The sequence below is a fragment of the Polaribacter sp. Z022 genome, from assembly GCF_023555495.1.
GTDB lineage: Bacteria > Bacteroidota > Bacteroidia > Flavobacteriales > Flavobacteriaceae > Polaribacter.
Genome location: NZ_JALCZO010000001.1, coordinates 777,097 through 793,627, shown reverse-complemented (window position 1 = coordinate 793,627; position 16,531 = coordinate 777,097). Strand labels below are relative to the sequence as shown.

The following is a 16,531-nucleotide window of genomic DNA, read 5'->3' as shown; positions in this document are numbered from 1 at the left end:
CTAACTTAATCAAGTGAAACACCATGCAAGAAAGTAGAAAAGACATTGTTCAGTTTATTAATTTACGTTTAGCGTCTTTAGGACAACCAACATTTAAAGACAAACCAGATAGTACTGATAAGTTTTTAGATCCTAAATTTGAAGAACTAACAAGAGGGCTTATAAGAAGTTTAAAAGAAAAATCAAGATTATTATCTAATCATCATTCTCCTGTAGATGCGAGAATTCAACAATTTATTAATGACTATTTAAAAGATGTCTCTATAGACAAACCTATTATAGTACCAAATGACACTTTGATACTATCTAAAAAAGGACAAGCTAGAGAAGTAAGTTTACCACCAGATGGAGATTCTTTTAAAAGTAACTTAGTTACATCAAACAGAGTTAAACAAGGTATTTTAAACAATCCTTTACATGATAAAAGAACTACAAAAGGAACTTTTCATATTGTAGAAGGAGATTTACCTGTGCCATTAGATAAGTTTGAAGTACCAAAAATAGTATTTGCTCACTTTTTAAACGCAGCTTTTAATCCAAGTGATGAATTAAAAATATTACCATTTACATCTAGTCAAGAAGACCAAGCTAAAGTAATGGCTTCTATGTTATTAAGACCTGTGGTTTGTCCAGAAGTAAAAGGTGTAATCTCTGAAAAATCTTTAGAAGTAAGATTTTTTGTACCAGGAAACTTAGTTAGTAACTTAGATTTCGTAGAATCAATTTTTGGTAATGCAGGAGACCCAAATTTAGCTCATAATGATGCTGCTTTAGATACAGAACATTGGACTGGTCATACAGGTTGTATTGTTTTAGCTCCTCAATTATTAAAACTGAAGAAGAAAGAAGTTGGTTTACCTCATTTTGATGATGCTACAGAACGTCAAAGAAAAGACGGAATGTGTTGGAAAGATGAAAACGAACTTTATAACAATGGAGGTGCGTTTAAAATTACTTGTAGAGATGACAGAGGTGTTGTAATTACATTGATTGCAGACAATTACTATGGTTATTCTAAAAAAGAAATTAAAACTCAAATTAGTTACTCTGCTAACTTATTTGGTTTAGTAGAAGAAGAACATGCAGGTGGTGCAATTGCATTTGCAAGAAGAGTTATGGGAGATACTTTAGATGGTAAAGACTATTCTGAATTCCATAATTTTAAACATACTTTTGAAGGCGTAAAAGAGCTTTTAGGTGATACTATTGAAGTGATGCCTGAAAATTATGCTATCGACAAAAAATATCCAAACATTATTTATATTCCAGAGTTTGCTTACGTAAATACCAATACAAACAGTATTACTTGGATGCATAACAGTAAAGAGCAAAAGTTAACTTTATCTCCTTACAAAACATATGTGCACCCTACAGGAAATAAATTTAAATTAGAAAAACATAAATCTATAGATTTATGGAGAATTGTAGACACATTTGCAGAAGGAGTATTCTGTCATAAACCATGTACGGTTTCTGGTGGAGGAAAATCTGAAATTTCTAAATCAATGCAAAATGCAATTACTTATAGTAGTTTTAACATTCAAAACATTGAAGAAGATTTCAAAAAAGCAGATGAAATTATAGAGTATGTATATTCTAATCGTTGGAAAGTTAAAGATCCTAACAGACCAATTTCTAGATCTTTCTTAAGTGAAAAAAGAACTTTAAGTTCTGCTGTAAGATTATTAACTCCATCAGAACAAAACTCAGATGAGTATAATGAGATGTTAAAAAACATTCCTGTTCATATTCGTTCTTTAGTTTTATTTGTAAAACGTTTATACAGACAAGCTCATGGAGGTTTAAACTGGAAAGAGTACATGACTGTAGAAATTATTAACGGTCAAAAAGGTACAGGTGTAAGATATCAAAACACTCCAGTTGTTGGTAGTTATGTTCGTATTGGATTTAACCCAGAAGGAAATTGGATGTTAAACAAATTACGTTCAGATTTTTCTCCAAGTGAAAAAATTCAAACAGAAGATGATATTACTGCTTCTATTACAATACCAAGAAACAGATTATCTCACTTAAACCCAGAGTTTACTAACAAGAGTTTAAAAGTTCTTACAAACTGTGAAGCTCATTTATTTCAAAGACCAGATGAAGCTGTAGTTAGAGGATATGATAAAGGAGCAGAGTTAGATTTAGTAACAGATGGACGTTTTTTAACAAATTACGAATTACTTAAAAAAGAAGATGCTGTTGCTTTATATGAAGACACTATTAACTTTGATAAGTATACAAAACCTGTTCAAGATTTTATAGAATCTATAGTTAAAAGCGATAAAGAAGAAGAGTATTTTGTTGTTCCTTCTCATACTAGAATAGTAAATGGAGAACCTACCAAAAATCCTCGTTATTTAGAGCCTAATAGATTTAAAGAAGAAACTGAAGCTAGTTATTTAGCAGATATAGGTGTACGTTTGGTTAGAAAAATGTCTTTAAAAGACCCTCTAAACCATGTTGTAAATGCAGTTTTACCAGGAAGAAGAAACAACCCAGTAGATAAAGCAGCAGGAATAAGACCATTAGCGGTTTATAACCCTATTCATTACCAAGAAACTCCAGAATTATTTATGGACTTTATCTGTAGTTTAACAGGTAAATCTCCATCAACAACAGGAGCAGGTTCTGAAGGAGCTTTAACAAAAGCACCATTTAATATGTTAACTCCAACAACAGATTTAAATAATGCTTTATTATCTCATATCTTAACAGAATCTAATGGATTTAGTACTGCAGCAGGTTATGTAGGTGCAGAAAACAAAATTGATCATGATGTTAGTTTATTAATTCCAGAAATTTGGGCAAGATTAGAAACTAAAGATAGAGACCCTAACTATTTAATTAAAAAAGGAGCTCTTGAAAAAATTGAAGATTTTGAATTTGAAGGAGAAACTATCTTAGCTAGTAGATTAGGTTATAGAATTACTAAAAAATTCGCTTACAGATGTATGAGTAGAATTTTTGATGAACCAACAGCTGTATTTAATGAAAGAATGTTAAAACCAGAATTACAAGGTTTAGAAGACTATGTAGATGGTATTAAAAACATTTGTGAGGCACAACAAAAAGTTGCTTTAAATTATTTTGAAGACGGAAGTGTAGAAGCTGCAATTCCTCCTTTAAAAATTCTTTTAAACATTATGGCTTATGGAACTTATGAAGGTAAAGATATTAGTGATCCTGAATTAAGAAAGTATTTTGATAGAGAATATGTAGTAAATAGTGATTGGTATAAAGAAAGATTAGAATTAAAGCAACAAAAAGATATTGCTTTTTACTCTAGACAAATTCAATACTTAGAAGATTTTATTTCTTACTCTAGTAATACAAATTTAGTAGCAGAAATGAATATTAAAGATCGTTTAGAAGAAGCTAAACAACATTTAACAGAAGTAAAATCTGAAGATTACTTAGAACAATTAAATGGAACTATTGGTGTAGATCCATTATGTAGAAAATAATTTTTTTAAAACAGCTAATTTAATTTAGCAATATATTAGGGCATCGCTTACAGTTGATGCCCTTTTTTTTGTACTTATTACAACACTTACTCTTAGCACTTAAACAGTTAGATGTACAAACTTTATCACAAACAGCAGTAGCATTTGCAATAGATACTAAAGCCTTTTTTTCAGTATAAAAAACAATCATTTATTATAATTATCGTGCAAAGATATATTTTTATTTAGAATAAATAAAAATAATAAACAGTAGTTTTATAATCTCAAAAGAGGTTGCTCTTTTTACAGATTACAACCTCTTTCTTTTTTAGGGGGAAATGTTTTATCTTAAATTAACAAGATGAACAAGAACTACCTTCTTTTTTTACACCTAATTTTAAAAGAATAACTTCTAATAAACACCATTTTGTAAAGGCAGATTGAATCATATTTAAACCAATAAATACACCAAACCACAACCAATTAATACTTACAAAATATGTTAAGCCAACCATTAATAAAACCATAAACCCAACTATTACTCTAAAATATTTATTTAACATTTTTTATCTTTTTTTAAATTTATATATATCTTTCTATTGGAACTACAACTGCTTTTAATGGATTGTTAGTTTCTAAATTATTATTGAATTCTTCAATCAAAACAAACAAACCATCAATCTTTTCTTTATTAGTAAATGAAAAAAACATTGTAGATTCATTTCCACTTTTTCCAGCTGAGAACCAATTAGAAGCCATTAGAATTGAAGGAACATTTTTATAACCATCAATATCTGAACTACTAAAGTTTTTAATATTTGCTTTCTTAAATATTTCTAAAACCTCTTTTTCATACTCTTCTACTGCTGTAACTAAAACTAATTTCATTGTTTAATTTTTTAAATTATTCTAAGCGTAACAAAAAACTATTTATAATTTTTCTTTTCAATCATATAATACACCAAAGGCACAACTAACAAAGTAAATACTGTAGACACAATTGTTCCGCCCATTAACGATATTGCCAATCCTTGAAAAATAGGATCAAATAAAATTACAAAGGCACCAATTACAACTGTACCTGCAGTTAATAAAATTGGAGTTGTTCTAACAGCACCTGCTTCAATTGCTGCTTGTTTTAATGGCACTCCTTCAGAGGTTCTTAGGTTGATAAAATCAATCAACAAAACAGAGTTTCTTACCATAATTCCTGCTAATGCAATCATTCCAATAAAAGAAGTTGCTGTAAAGAAAGCACCCATCATCCAGTGTCCTAAAATAATTCCTATTAACGATAATGGTATAGCAACCATCATTACAACTGGTGCTTTAAAGTTTTGAAACCAACCTACAATTAAAATATAAATTAAGATAATGGCTCCTAAAAACGCAATTCCTAAATCTCTAAAAACCTCTAGAGTAATTTGCCATTCTCCATCCCATTTTACAGTATAATCATCTTCAAAATCTGGCTGACCTAAATACATTTCGTTAATTTTATATCCTTCAGGAAGTTCAATTTTGTTCAATTTTTCTTCCATTCCTAAAATTGCATATGCAGGACTTTCTAATTCCCCAGCCATATCTGCCATAACATAAACTACACGTTTTTGGTTTTTTCTAAAGATACTTTTAGCTGCAATTGTTTTTTTAATTTCTACTAAATCCGCAATCGGAATCATTGTTCCCATTTTAGATTTTACTTTTAATTGAGAAATATCAGAAATCGTAGATTTTTCTTTTTCATCTAAACTCAACACCAAACCAACCTGATTTACAGCTGCTTCATCATATAAAGTTGTAATTGCTCTGTTAGACAAAGCCATATTCATTGTGTAAGCAATTTGTTGTGGAGCAACACCATATAACATTGCTTTTTCTTTGTTTATTTCAAATTGATATTCTTTTTGATCATCTTCTACCATCCAATCTATATCTACAACATCATCTGTATTTTTAAGAATAATTTGAACGCTATTGGCAATTTCAATTTGCTTTTCATAATCAGGACCATAAACCTCAGCAACAATCGTAGATAATACTGGTGGTCCAGGTGGAACTTCTACTAACTTAACATTTGCATTATATTTTTTAGCTATTTTTTGAATTTCTGGTCTTAGTAATTTTGCAATTCCATGACTTTGAATAGAACGTTCTCCTTTATCAACCAAATTCACTTGAATATCTGCCATATTAGAACCTCCACGTAAATCATAATGACGTACTAACCCATTAAAAGTTATAGGTGCAGAAGTACCTACGTAGTTTTGATAATTAACCACCTCTGGTCTTGTAGATAAATACTGAGCAATTTCTTGAGTAACAACTCCTGTTCTTTCTAAAGTTGTTCCTTCTGGCATATCAATTACTACCTGAAACTCATTTTTATTATCAAATGGTAACATTTTTACAGCAACAGAATTGGTAACAAATAATCCCATAGTTGCAATTAATAATAAAAATGTTCCTCCTAAAAACAACCATCTTTTTGTTCCGTTTTCTAATAAAGGCCTTTCTAATTTATTATAAATTCTATAAATTAAAGTTTCTTCTAAAGGCTTTTCTTTTTTCTCCTCAGCTCCTTTTTTATCTTTTTCTCTTAAAAAAATATATCCTAAATAAGGTGTAATTGTTAAGGCTACAAACAAAGATAAAATCATTGCAATTGATGCTCCAATTGGCATTGGTGCCATATAAGGTCCCATTAAACCAGATACAAAAGCCATTGGTAAAACAGAAGCAATTACAGTAAATGTTGCTAAAATTGTTGGGTTACCAACTTCATTAATTGCATATAATGCAGCTTGTTTAAAAGGCAAACGTTTCATCTTAAAATGCCTGTGCATGTTTTCGGCAATAATTATGGAATCATCAACCACAATACCTGTTACAAAAACTAATGCAAAAAGAGTAATTCTGTTTAAGGTATAATCTAACATGTAGTAACTTAACAATGTTAAAGCAAACGTAATTGGTACAGATAAAAACACAACCAATCCTCCTCTCCAACCCATAGCTAACATAACTACAAGTGTAACTGCAAAAATAGAACCTATAAGGTGTAATAATAATTCAGACACTTTATGAGAAGCAGTTTCACCATAATTTCTAGTTACTTCTACATGTACGTCATCAGGAATTAAAGTTGTGCGTAAATGATCTACTTTATCTAAAATAACTTCTGCAATTTTCATTGCATCTGCTCCTTTTCTTTTTGCAACAGAAATAGTAACTGCTGGATATTCTGATTTATAATTTGCAGATTTTTCACTTGCTTTTCCAAAACCTAAAGACACGTAATTTTGCGGTACTTCTGGTCCATCAACAATTGTTGCAATCTGTTTTAAATAAATAGGCTGATTTTGTTGCACACCAACTACCAAATTTTCTACATCTGTTACAGAAGCTAAAAACTTACCTGTGTTAACCAAAAACTCAGTATCATTTTTATCAAAACTACCAGAAGTTAATTGGGAATTATTGGCTTTTATCATTTCAGAAACAGATAAGAAATCCAATCCACTAGCAGCTAATTTGTCTTTGTCTAAAACCACTCTTAACTGACGGTTTCTTCCTCCAATTTTATGAGTTATAGAAACATCATTTACCTTTTTAATTTCGGTTTCTAATTCTTGCGCCATTTGGCTTAATTGATAATCATTGTAGTTTTCACTCCACAATGTTAAACCCAACATTGGTACATCATCAATTGCACGTGTTTTAACTAACGGAAGTGTAACACCTTGTGGCATTTGATCCATATGTTTGTTAATTTCGTTGTATAATTTTACAAACGAACGCTCTATATCTTCGCCCACATAAAACTGAACAATAACCATTGCTTTTTCGTTCATAGAAGTAGAATACACATACTCTACACCTTTAATATTCGAAATTAATTTCTCTAAAGGTTTTACAACTCTATTTTCAATTTCTGTAGGACTCGCTCCAGGATAACCCACAAAAATATCTGCCATTGGCACATCTATTTGCGGCTCTTCTTCTCTTGGTATTAAAAACGAACTGTACACACCAATCACCATAAAAACGATCATTAGCAACACTGTTAATTTAGAGCTTATAAAGACTTTTGCAATTTTTCCAGCTAAACCTTCTTTCATATCTTTTCTATTTTTGGGCGTTTTAACAGGCTTTCTGTTTCAATCTTTTTTTGCCATAAATGGCAGCAAAAAAAGGATTTCCACGTCAATCCCTAACGCAACTAATTAGTTATTGAATTGTAATTTTAGCACCATTATATAATTTTCCTTCAGCAGAAAGTATATAAGATTCTGAGGCAGATAAACCAGATAATACCTCTACTTGATTACCATAAGTTCTTCCTAAACGCAACCATCTTAATAAAGCTGTATTGCTTTGACTTACTGTATAAACACCAGATAATTGCCCATTTTTAACAAGTGCTTCTACAGGAATTAAAACCATAGATGAAGAAGCAGATTTTTCAACAGGAAATTGAACTGTAGAAAACATCCCAGACAAAATAGAAGCGTTTGTTTTTTCTAAATCTATTTTTACTAAAAACTGCCCTCCTGTGTTTTTTGCAGAACTACTTACTTCACTTACTTTACCTTTTATTGTTTTGTTAATAGATTTTACCAACACATTAACTTCAGTTCCGTTTTTTATTTTAGAAATTTCAGATTCTGGTACCATTGCAATTACTTCAAAATCCTTAGGAGTTTCTAAGCTAATTAAAGGCATTCCAGGATTTGCCATATCTCCATTATCAATATTTTTACTTGTAATTACACCGCTAAAAGGTGCAGTAATATTACTGTATGTAAATTGTGCGTTAATTTCGTTTTTCATTTGTTTGGCAGTTTCTAAACCAGCTTTAGCCATTTCGAAATTTACAGTCATATCTTCCATTTCTTTTTTAGAAATACTACTGCTTGCAAATAAGTTTTTATAACGTTTGTAGTTTTTTTCTGCATTATTAAATGCAGTTTGTGCTTGGGCAATTCCTGCATTAACTTGTGCTTTTTTTGCTTCTAAATCGCTATTATTTATAGAAACTAACAACTGACCTTTGTTAACTTTATCGCCAACATTTACATGAACTTTGGTAACAAAACCCATCATTCTTGTACTTAAATCTGCACTATTAGAAGCTTGTATTTTTCCACTTACAGACAAAAACGGATTGTTACTGTTTTCTGTAATATTACTTACTGTAACTTTAATTGCTGGTGTATTATCAACAACAGCTTTTTTGTCTTCACTACCACAACTTGTAATAAATAATGAAGCTGATATTAAAGTAATTATGTAGATATATTTTTTCATTTTAATTCGTTTTATTTTTAGGTTTCGACTGCGCTCAACCTGACATTTTTTATTTTATTTTGTTACTGAAAACTGAGACTTTTTACTACTTACTTTTCTATTCTTTGGTTAAAAATTCTAAATAAGTTTGGGTAAAATTGTACTCAAAAATTGTTTGATTGTATTCTAATTGCTTTTGTAAAAACTTTGTTTCTGCTTGTAACAAATCTGAAGTTTTTTCTAGACCTTCTTTAAATCTGTTTTTTCTTATTCTTAAAGATTCTTTAGATTGTTGTACTGCTAAACTTGTTAACTCTAATTTGTTTTTTGCATCTACTAACTGACGTTTTACTTTGTTTAATTCTAAATTGCTTTTAGATATATATTGATTGTATTCTAACTTAGATTTTTCTAATTCAGCTTTACTTTTTTGAGCTTTTCCAAAACGCTTTGAACCTTGAAAAATATCCCAACTTAGTTGCGCTCCAATTAAATAACCATTAGCTCCACCCTGAAATATTTTATTGTCATACATTTCATAACTTCCAAAAGCATTTAATCTTGGTAAAAAAGCCATTTTATCTGCTTTATTCATTTGCTCATAAGCTTTAGAAGCTAAATGCATTGCTTTAATATCTGATCTATTTTCAGAAATACTTTTATCATCAATATTGAGTGTAGAAATTGTTAAGGTTTCTAAAGGTTTGTATACAACATAGTCTTTATCATTCATTAAAAAAGACAAGTAATTTGAAGCATTTTGCACATTACTTTTAGCTGTATGTAACTGATTTTTAATTTCTGTAACTCTAACATCAACATTTAAAATATCTGCTCTTTGTAAATACCCTTGTTTAAAACTATTGTTTGCCATTTCTTTATTAGCATTTGCAGTTTCTAATGCTTTTTCTAAAACATTAACAGCTTTATAAGCCAATTGCAATTGCATGTATGCTTTTTCTACTTCAAAAACCAAATAATCTTGTGTTCTTTCAGTTTTTAAAGACATAGCTTCCATTTTAGATTTTGCTGCTTTTCTTTTAAAGAAACCATCAACATTAATTAAAGGTTGTTGAACTTCTATTTTTGTAGCAAAATTTTGAGTTGTTGTTGGGTCGTTTAACAAAGCAGGATTAAAATCGTTTTGTGTTAAAATTCCTTGATTTAATTTTGATCCAAAAGCCATTAAAGGGTTTGTTGTTGAAATACCAGTATGACTTGCAGTAATATTTGGTAAAAAAACGGCATTGGTTTGTTTGTAATCTGCTTTTGCAGCATTAAATTCTTCTTTAGAAATTTTAATACTTGTATTGTTTTCTCTTACTTTTAATAAGACATCATTTTTAGAAATCTCTTTAATTTCTTGTGCTTGTACAAACAAGTTTCCTACAAACAAAGAGAGAATTGATAAGTATAATGTGGTTTTCATATATATTTTTAATTATCTGGTACAAAAGTAAGTTGAGAATAAATGGTAGTCTGTAACCTATGTTACTGACACAAAAACACTTTAAATAAAAAAGCACTTCTATAAATAAAAGTGCTTTTTTAAAATGCTTTATAATTTAAATGCTTAATTACATTGTTCTTGACTACTTGTAATTATACTGTTATATTCCTCTTGAGTTAGAAATTGAGGGGTATAAACACTACCACTGTTTGTTACACCTTTAACAAAACTTCTTAAATGATTACGTGAGCCACATACTAAGTTTTCAAAAACATCAATTAAAGTAGTATTTGATGTTGCAGCAATGAACTCTTGTAAATCTACAATGTCTAAATCTTCTATAGTTGCACCTATTTGAAATGCATTTTCTTTACTAACAGATCCATCTATTTTAAATTGATTATAAAAATCTTGCAACTCTTTATTATCAAATTGTCCAACTGGTAAAATGGTATAATCAATGTTATATTTAATTAATAATTTTTCAACAGCATCCATGTGAGTTTGCTCACTATTTTTTATGTTTTTAAATTGATTTATACTCCATAAGTTATTCAAATATGTATAGGTATCTCTTGCTAGTTTTTCTTCTTCTAACATAAACAATAGAGCCTTTTTATCTTCTTCAGATAAAAATTCAGTATTGTTTTGGTTTAATGTTTCATTAGTGTCTTCTTTATTGCAAGCCGTAAAAAACACTAGTGAAAAAAATACGATAATTACCGGAAAAATATTCTTTAAGTCTTTCATAATCTTCTAATTTATATTGTTTATCAAATATCAATAATGTTAGAAAATTACACAGTTACAAAAGTTACATAAAAGATAAACAGCTAATTAATTATTATTTAATTTGTTATAAATCATTTTTGCAAAAAAGAGTCCTAAAACTCCACCTAAAAAAGAAACGATACAATTAACTATAAATAGTAAAAGATTAAAAGATTGATTTTGCATTATAGACCAAGGATCAAAACCTAATTTACCAAACAATTTGATAAATAATATACTTCCAAAAACACCAATTAAAGTATTTCCTGTAAATCCAAAGGAGTATTTCTTTTTAAAAAAACCAAATAAGTTAGCACCAATAATTCCTATAAAAATACTTATTAATGAAATTAAAGTACCTGTCATAACATTACTTTTAATTAATGCTCTCCATAACCAACATCATCCATTTTTCCTTTAAAAACTCTGTATTGAATTACCATATAAGCAGCTACTAACACTGCAGCAATTGCAAACCAATAAACACCAACAGACAATCCATATTCGTCTGCAGCAACATTGTACAAAGTTAAATCTGGATTAATATTATTTGTTGATGGTAATACTTTTGGAAAAATTGATGCAACTGTTGATGTTAACCCTCCAAATAAAAACAACGATGAAAATAAAAAGCCTTTTCCGTGTTTTTTGAAAGATTTCACTTTAAACAATCCAAATAAACCAACAAAAGTGATGATAGGAAAAATAAACAACCAAGGTTTGTCTATAAAATTATGAAATGGTTTAGGCTCTATAATATGCCAAACAAAAAGTGAAACAATGACTAAAACTAGTAGCACAAAATTAAGGTTAAAAACAACTTTTTTTAACTTTTCATTTAAATCAGAATTGGTTTTAAAAATAATCCAATTTGCACCATGTATAGTTAAAGCAACAACACCAATAATACCTAGTAATAAAGTAAACCAATCTATGATTCCTAATTGTTCTGTTTGTGGACTAAAAGTTGGGTTCCAAAGTGGTAAAAAGAAATAGTGAGCTTCTTGAGTAGAAACCCCATTTACAACATTACCTAAATTTACACCTCTTACCACATTACCCAAGGCAACACCAAAAAATAGAGCCAATAATAAACTAGATATTCCAAAAGCTTTGTCCCAAATAGACTCCCACATTTTATTATGAATTTGCCCTCTTAATTCTAAACCAATAGCTCTAAAGATTAGCAACCATAAAATCATCATTAACGGCAAATAAAAACCACTAAAAGAAGATGCATATAAAGTAGGAAAAGCAAAAAACAAAACGCCTCCAGAAGCAATTAACCAAACTTCATTAGCATCCCAAAAAGGGCCAATTGCATTTGTTATTGCTTTTTTATCTTTTTCTTTTTTAGCAAAAAATAAATGAATAATTCCTGCACCAAAATCATAACCATCTAAAATTACATAAACAGCCAACATTGTCATTAAAACGATATACCAAAATAATTCCATAGTTCTTAGTGTGTTTCTGGTTCTGGACCTTTGTTTATAATTTTACCTGCTAACAATAAAAACAACATCCCTAAAAGTAAATACAAACCTATAAAACCTAATAAGGTAAAAAGTGTATTACCAGAAGATACTGTTGGTGATGCTCCATCTGCTGTTCTTAACATATTATAAACCAACCAAGGTTGTCTTCCTAATTCTGCAGTGTACCAACCTGTGGTATTTGCAATGTATGGAAAAGGCAACATAAACATTAAAGCCCATAAAATCCATTTGGTTTTGTATAATTTTCTTCTATAAAGTTGAAACGCTGCTAATAACATTAACCCAATAAAAATAGTCCCTAAACCTACCATAATGTGATATGAATAATACAAACCTGGTACATTTGTTGGGTGTACACTTTCATCAAATTCATTTAAACCTTTTATTTGAGCATCCCATTCTTGATAGGTTAAAAAACTTAGAATATTAGGAACCGCAATTTTGTTATCTAATTTCTTTTCTAACATATTTGGTTGCCCAATTAAAACAATTTCAGAACCCCCTTCTTCTGTTTCAAAAATCCCTTCCATTGCTGCAAAAGTTGCAGGTTGATATTTTACTACGTTTTTTGCAACTAAATCTCCTGTTGGAAAAGCTACTAATAAACTAGAAATCAACCCAAAAATAACACCAGTTTTTACAAACATTTTTCCAAATTCATGATGCTTATTATTCAATAAATAAAACGCACCAATAGCAGCAACTACAAAAGACGATGTAACTAAAGATGCAGCCTGATTATGTAAATAAGAAGGTAATAACCAAGGATTAGAAAATAAAGCTCCAAAATTATTTAATACAAATTTTCCGTTTTCTAAAATTTCATAACCCACAGGATATTGCATCCAAGAATGTGTTGCAATGATTAGATAACCACTTGCCCAAGAGCCTAAAAAAACTAAAAAACCAGTTACAAAATGAAGTTTATGTCCTAACAACTTTTCTCCAAATAAAAAAAGTCCTAAAAAGGACGATTCTAAAAAGAAAGAAAACATTCCTTCCATGGCTAAAGTTTGACCAATAATTCCGCCTGTTAATTCAGAAAATTTAGCCCAATTTGTACCAAATTGAAACTCCATAGGAATACCAGTTACAACTCCCATAGCAAAATTGAGAGCAAAAATTTTCATCCAAAATTTTGCTGCATCATTGTATTTTACAATTTCTGTTCTTAAAAACTTCCATTTAAAATATACAATCATCAATGATAAACCCATTGTTAATTGCGGAAATAAATAGTGAAATGTGATAGTAAATGCAAACTGCATTCTATCATAAAAGAGCATGTCTTCCATATTCTATATTTTAAAAATTAAAAATACTTTAAAAAAGTTTTAAATCTATTTTTAAAATGTTATTTTTTTAAGTTGTAAAATTAAAATTCAATCTTTTTTTAGTGTGTAACATTGGTTACTTTATTGTAATAAATATTAAAAAAGTAACAAGAATTTAATTAAAAATTAGGATTAGAAAATTTGTAGTTAGTACTTTTGTACCTGTGAAAAACTGGAAATTATTTTTCTCTTTAATTTTTAGCACTCTTATACTTTATAATAGTTTAAGAGTATCTATTACGTATATTTATTATAATGTAGATCCTATAGGATTTATAGAAGAGTTGTGTGAAAATAAAGATACTCCAGAAATGCAATGTAATGGTAAATGTCATTTAAAAAAGATTACACAAACTACTAACGAAGAGCAAAACAAACCTATACAACTTATAGATTTTAAAGACATTTTACTGTACAATCAAAAAATTTCTTCTCATAAAATAAATAAGAACACACTTCTTAAGAAACCTAATTTTTATTACTTAAATCTTTATAGTTTTAAGTTAATAGATTCTCATTTTCATCCACCAAATGCGTAATTGTTTTTTTAGTTTATAGATTTTCTATAAAACAAATAAATACTTACATATAAAACATTTACAAATGAAAATATTTTATAGTGTGCTTTTATGCACGCTAATTTCTGCTGCGTCTTTTAGTCAAAAAAAAGAAAAGATTAAAAAAGATAGCTTAAAACAAAAATCAATAAAATTAGATGAAGTTATTGTTACTGGTAAACTAAAAAAAGATCCAGTTTTTAGCTCAATCGCAAATAAATATGCTAAAAAAATTGTGCAACCAAAAAACGTTGCAGATTTATTTAACAACATTAATGGTTTCTCTGTTATTAAAAGAGGTAACTATGCTATAGATCCGTCTTTTAGAGCTTCTCAATATGAGCAATTAAACATTCAATATGATGGTGGTACAAAAGCAATGCATGCGTGTCCTAACAGAATGGATCCCATTACAACACATATTATTCCTGAAGAAATTTCGAAAATTGAAATTATAAAAGGACCTTATACTGTAAGATATGGGGCCACTTTTGGAGGAATTATAAACCTAGTTACTCAAAAACCTAATTATGAAGATTATGGTTTTCATGGTAAAGTTTCTGCAGGTTTTGAAAGCAATGGAAACTCTTTAGTAAACTTAGCAGAATTGCAATATATAACAGAGAAATTTGACATTGTTGCCAATGTTGGTTACAGAGATTTTGGAAATTATAAAGATGGTTTTGGAACTGAAATTCCATCTTCTTTTAGTAGTTCTGATTATGGAATTAAATTAGGTTACAACTTTACTAAAAACCAACGTTTAAAATTAGATTGGAGACAATCTTTTGGACGCGATGTTTTACACGCTGCATTACCTATGGATACTGAATATGATAACAGCAGTATACTTTCTGTAGATTATAAAATTGATAATATTGCAGACGTAATAAAATCTATTTCAGTAAAAGGTTACCATAGTTATGTAGATCATTTAATGACCAATTTTAACAGACCTTCTTTTATGATGATGGAAGCAGAATCTGCAGTAGAAGCTACAACTATAGGTGGTAAAATTGAAATGAATTGGCAACCAACAGAAAAACTAAATCTTTTTTCTGGAATTGATGTAATGAACATTTCTAGAGATGGTGGAAGAGTAAGAGTTGTTAAAATTATGAACGGAAATACGTTGCCTACTCCTATGACTTTTAACGATAAAGTTTGGCAAGATTCTTACATTACAGATCTTGGTTTTTTTACAGAAGCAAAATATAATTTAAGTGAAAAATCTATTCTTACTGCAGGAATTCGTTATGATAATGTAACATCAGACATAAAAGATCCTGAAGCAGATTTTGCAACTATGTACAATTTAAATAAACGTACAGAGCATACTTTTAGTGGAACAGTTTCTATTAAAAAAATGCTTTCAGAAAACTATGTTTTAGAAGCTGCTTATGGTCGTGGAACAAGAACTGCAAACATGATAGAACGTTATATTAATCATTTTACAGTAGGGCAAGATCCTTATGAATATATTGGAAATCCAGATTTAAAAGCAGAAGTTAACAATCAATTTGAAATAGGAATTAAAGGATTTGAAGAATTAAAAAACGGATTTGATAGCTTCCAATTTGAAACTTCTGTTTATTATTCTCATTTCGAAAACTACATTGTTGGTATTGTAGATAATACATTAACAAGAAAGTTTATGCCAACTGTTAACCCAGTAAACCCAAAAGTTTTTCAAAACTTAGACAATGCTTATAAAATGGGGTTTGAAGCAAGCTTACAATTAAACTTTTTAGAAAACTATAATTTTAAAACAGCGTTTTCTTATGTGGATACTAAAAATAAAGATTTAGACGAATCTTTACCATTAACTCCACCTTTTACAACCAAATTATCTTTTGGTTTTGAAAAAGAAAATTTATGGGCAAATGCACAATATAATTTAGTTTCTAAACAAGATAATATTTCTGCTAGTTTTGGAGAAACAACTACTAAAGGTTATCAAACTTTAGATTTACGCTTTGGAGGAAAACCTCTTAAAAATGTAACTTTAGGAGTTGCTGTTTTAAATGTTTTTAACCAAGGTTATAACAACCATTTAAACTTTTCATTTACAAATCAAGCAAATTTTGGAAGAACACCAGTTACAGAACCTGGTCGTAATTTCTCTGCTTTTTTACAGTATAAGTTTTAATCTAAAAAAGAGCGAATACTATTTATTCGCTCT

General features: G+C 29.1%; 12 protein-coding genes. 3 read left to right on the top strand and 9 right to left on the bottom strand.

The window, feature by feature from the left end:
* Positions 1 to 23 precede the first annotated feature (23 nt).
* The gene (locus MPF13_RS03395) at positions 24 to 3,470 is read left to right on the top strand and encodes a PPi-type phosphoenolpyruvate carboxykinase family protein (RefSeq protein WP_249980909.1); all 3,447 of its coding nucleotides are present in this window, start codon (positions 24 to 26) and stop codon (positions 3,468 to 3,470) included.
* 332 nt (positions 3,471 to 3,802) lie between these two features.
* Here the strand turns inward: MPF13_RS03395 and MPF13_RS03390 are convergent, their stop codons facing one another.
* The 9 genes from MPF13_RS03390 to MPF13_RS03350 form a co-directional block, all read right to left on the bottom strand.
* Positions 3,803 to 4,012 carry a YgaP family membrane protein gene (locus MPF13_RS03390; RefSeq protein WP_249980908.1) on the bottom strand — a complete coding sequence of 70 codons (210 nt, stop codon included), beginning with the start codon at positions 4,010 to 4,012 and terminating at the stop codon, positions 3,803 to 3,805.
* 19 nt (positions 4,013 to 4,031) lie between these two features.
* Entirely contained in the window at positions 4,032 to 4,337 is a 306-nt protein-coding gene (locus MPF13_RS03385; protein WP_249980907.1) for a hypothetical protein, read from the bottom strand.
* Positions 4,338 to 4,375: 38 nt separating this feature from the next.
* On the bottom strand, positions 4,376 to 7,570 hold the full coding sequence (locus tag MPF13_RS03380; RefSeq protein WP_249980906.1) for an efflux RND transporter permease subunit: 3,195 nt from the start codon (positions 7,568 to 7,570) through the stop codon (positions 4,376 to 4,378).
* A gap of 109 nt (positions 7,571 to 7,679) precedes the next feature.
* The gene (locus MPF13_RS03375; RefSeq protein WP_249980905.1) at positions 7,680 to 8,759 is read right to left on the bottom strand and encodes an efflux RND transporter periplasmic adaptor subunit; all 1,080 of its coding nucleotides are present in this window, start codon (positions 8,757 to 8,759) and stop codon (positions 7,680 to 7,682) included.
* Positions 8,760 to 8,856: 97 nt separating this feature from the next.
* On the bottom strand, positions 8,857 to 10,167 hold the full coding sequence (locus tag MPF13_RS03370) for a TolC family protein (protein WP_249980904.1): 1,311 nt from the start codon (positions 10,165 to 10,167) through the stop codon (positions 8,857 to 8,859).
* A 144-nt stretch (positions 10,168 to 10,311) separates the two neighbouring features.
* A complete protein-coding gene (locus MPF13_RS03365) occupies positions 10,312 to 10,938 on the bottom strand; it encodes a DUF2202 domain-containing protein (protein WP_249980903.1) in 627 nt (208 codons plus the stop codon).
* Between the two features lie 87 nt (positions 10,939 to 11,025).
* On the bottom strand, positions 11,026 to 11,325 hold the full coding sequence (locus tag MPF13_RS03360; protein WP_249980902.1) for a hypothetical protein: 300 nt from the start codon (positions 11,323 to 11,325) through the stop codon (positions 11,026 to 11,028).
* A 14-nt stretch (positions 11,326 to 11,339) separates the two neighbouring features.
* Complete coding sequence (cydB, locus tag MPF13_RS03355) at positions 11,340 to 12,416, bottom strand: cytochrome d ubiquinol oxidase subunit II (RefSeq protein WP_249980901.1); 1,077 nt, start codon at positions 12,414 to 12,416, stop codon at positions 11,340 to 11,342.
* A gap of 5 nt (positions 12,417 to 12,421) precedes the next feature.
* The gene (locus MPF13_RS03350; RefSeq protein WP_249980900.1) at positions 12,422 to 13,753 is read right to left on the bottom strand and encodes a cytochrome ubiquinol oxidase subunit I; all 1,332 of its coding nucleotides are present in this window, start codon (positions 13,751 to 13,753) and stop codon (positions 12,422 to 12,424) included.
* Between the two features lie 203 nt (positions 13,754 to 13,956).
* Here MPF13_RS03350 and MPF13_RS03345 point away from each other — a divergent pair, with 203 nt between their 5' ends.
* Together MPF13_RS03345 and MPF13_RS03340 are read left to right on the top strand one after the other, a co-directional pair.
* Positions 13,957 to 14,331, top strand: coding sequence for a hypothetical protein (locus tag MPF13_RS03345; protein WP_249980899.1), 375 nt, complete (start codon positions 13,957 to 13,959; stop codon positions 14,329 to 14,331).
* Between the two features lie 64 nt (positions 14,332 to 14,395).
* On the top strand, positions 14,396 to 16,498 hold the full coding sequence (locus MPF13_RS03340; protein WP_249980898.1) for a TonB-dependent receptor domain-containing protein: 2,103 nt from the start codon (positions 14,396 to 14,398) through the stop codon (positions 16,496 to 16,498).
* Positions 16,499 to 16,531: the final 33 nt, after the last annotated feature.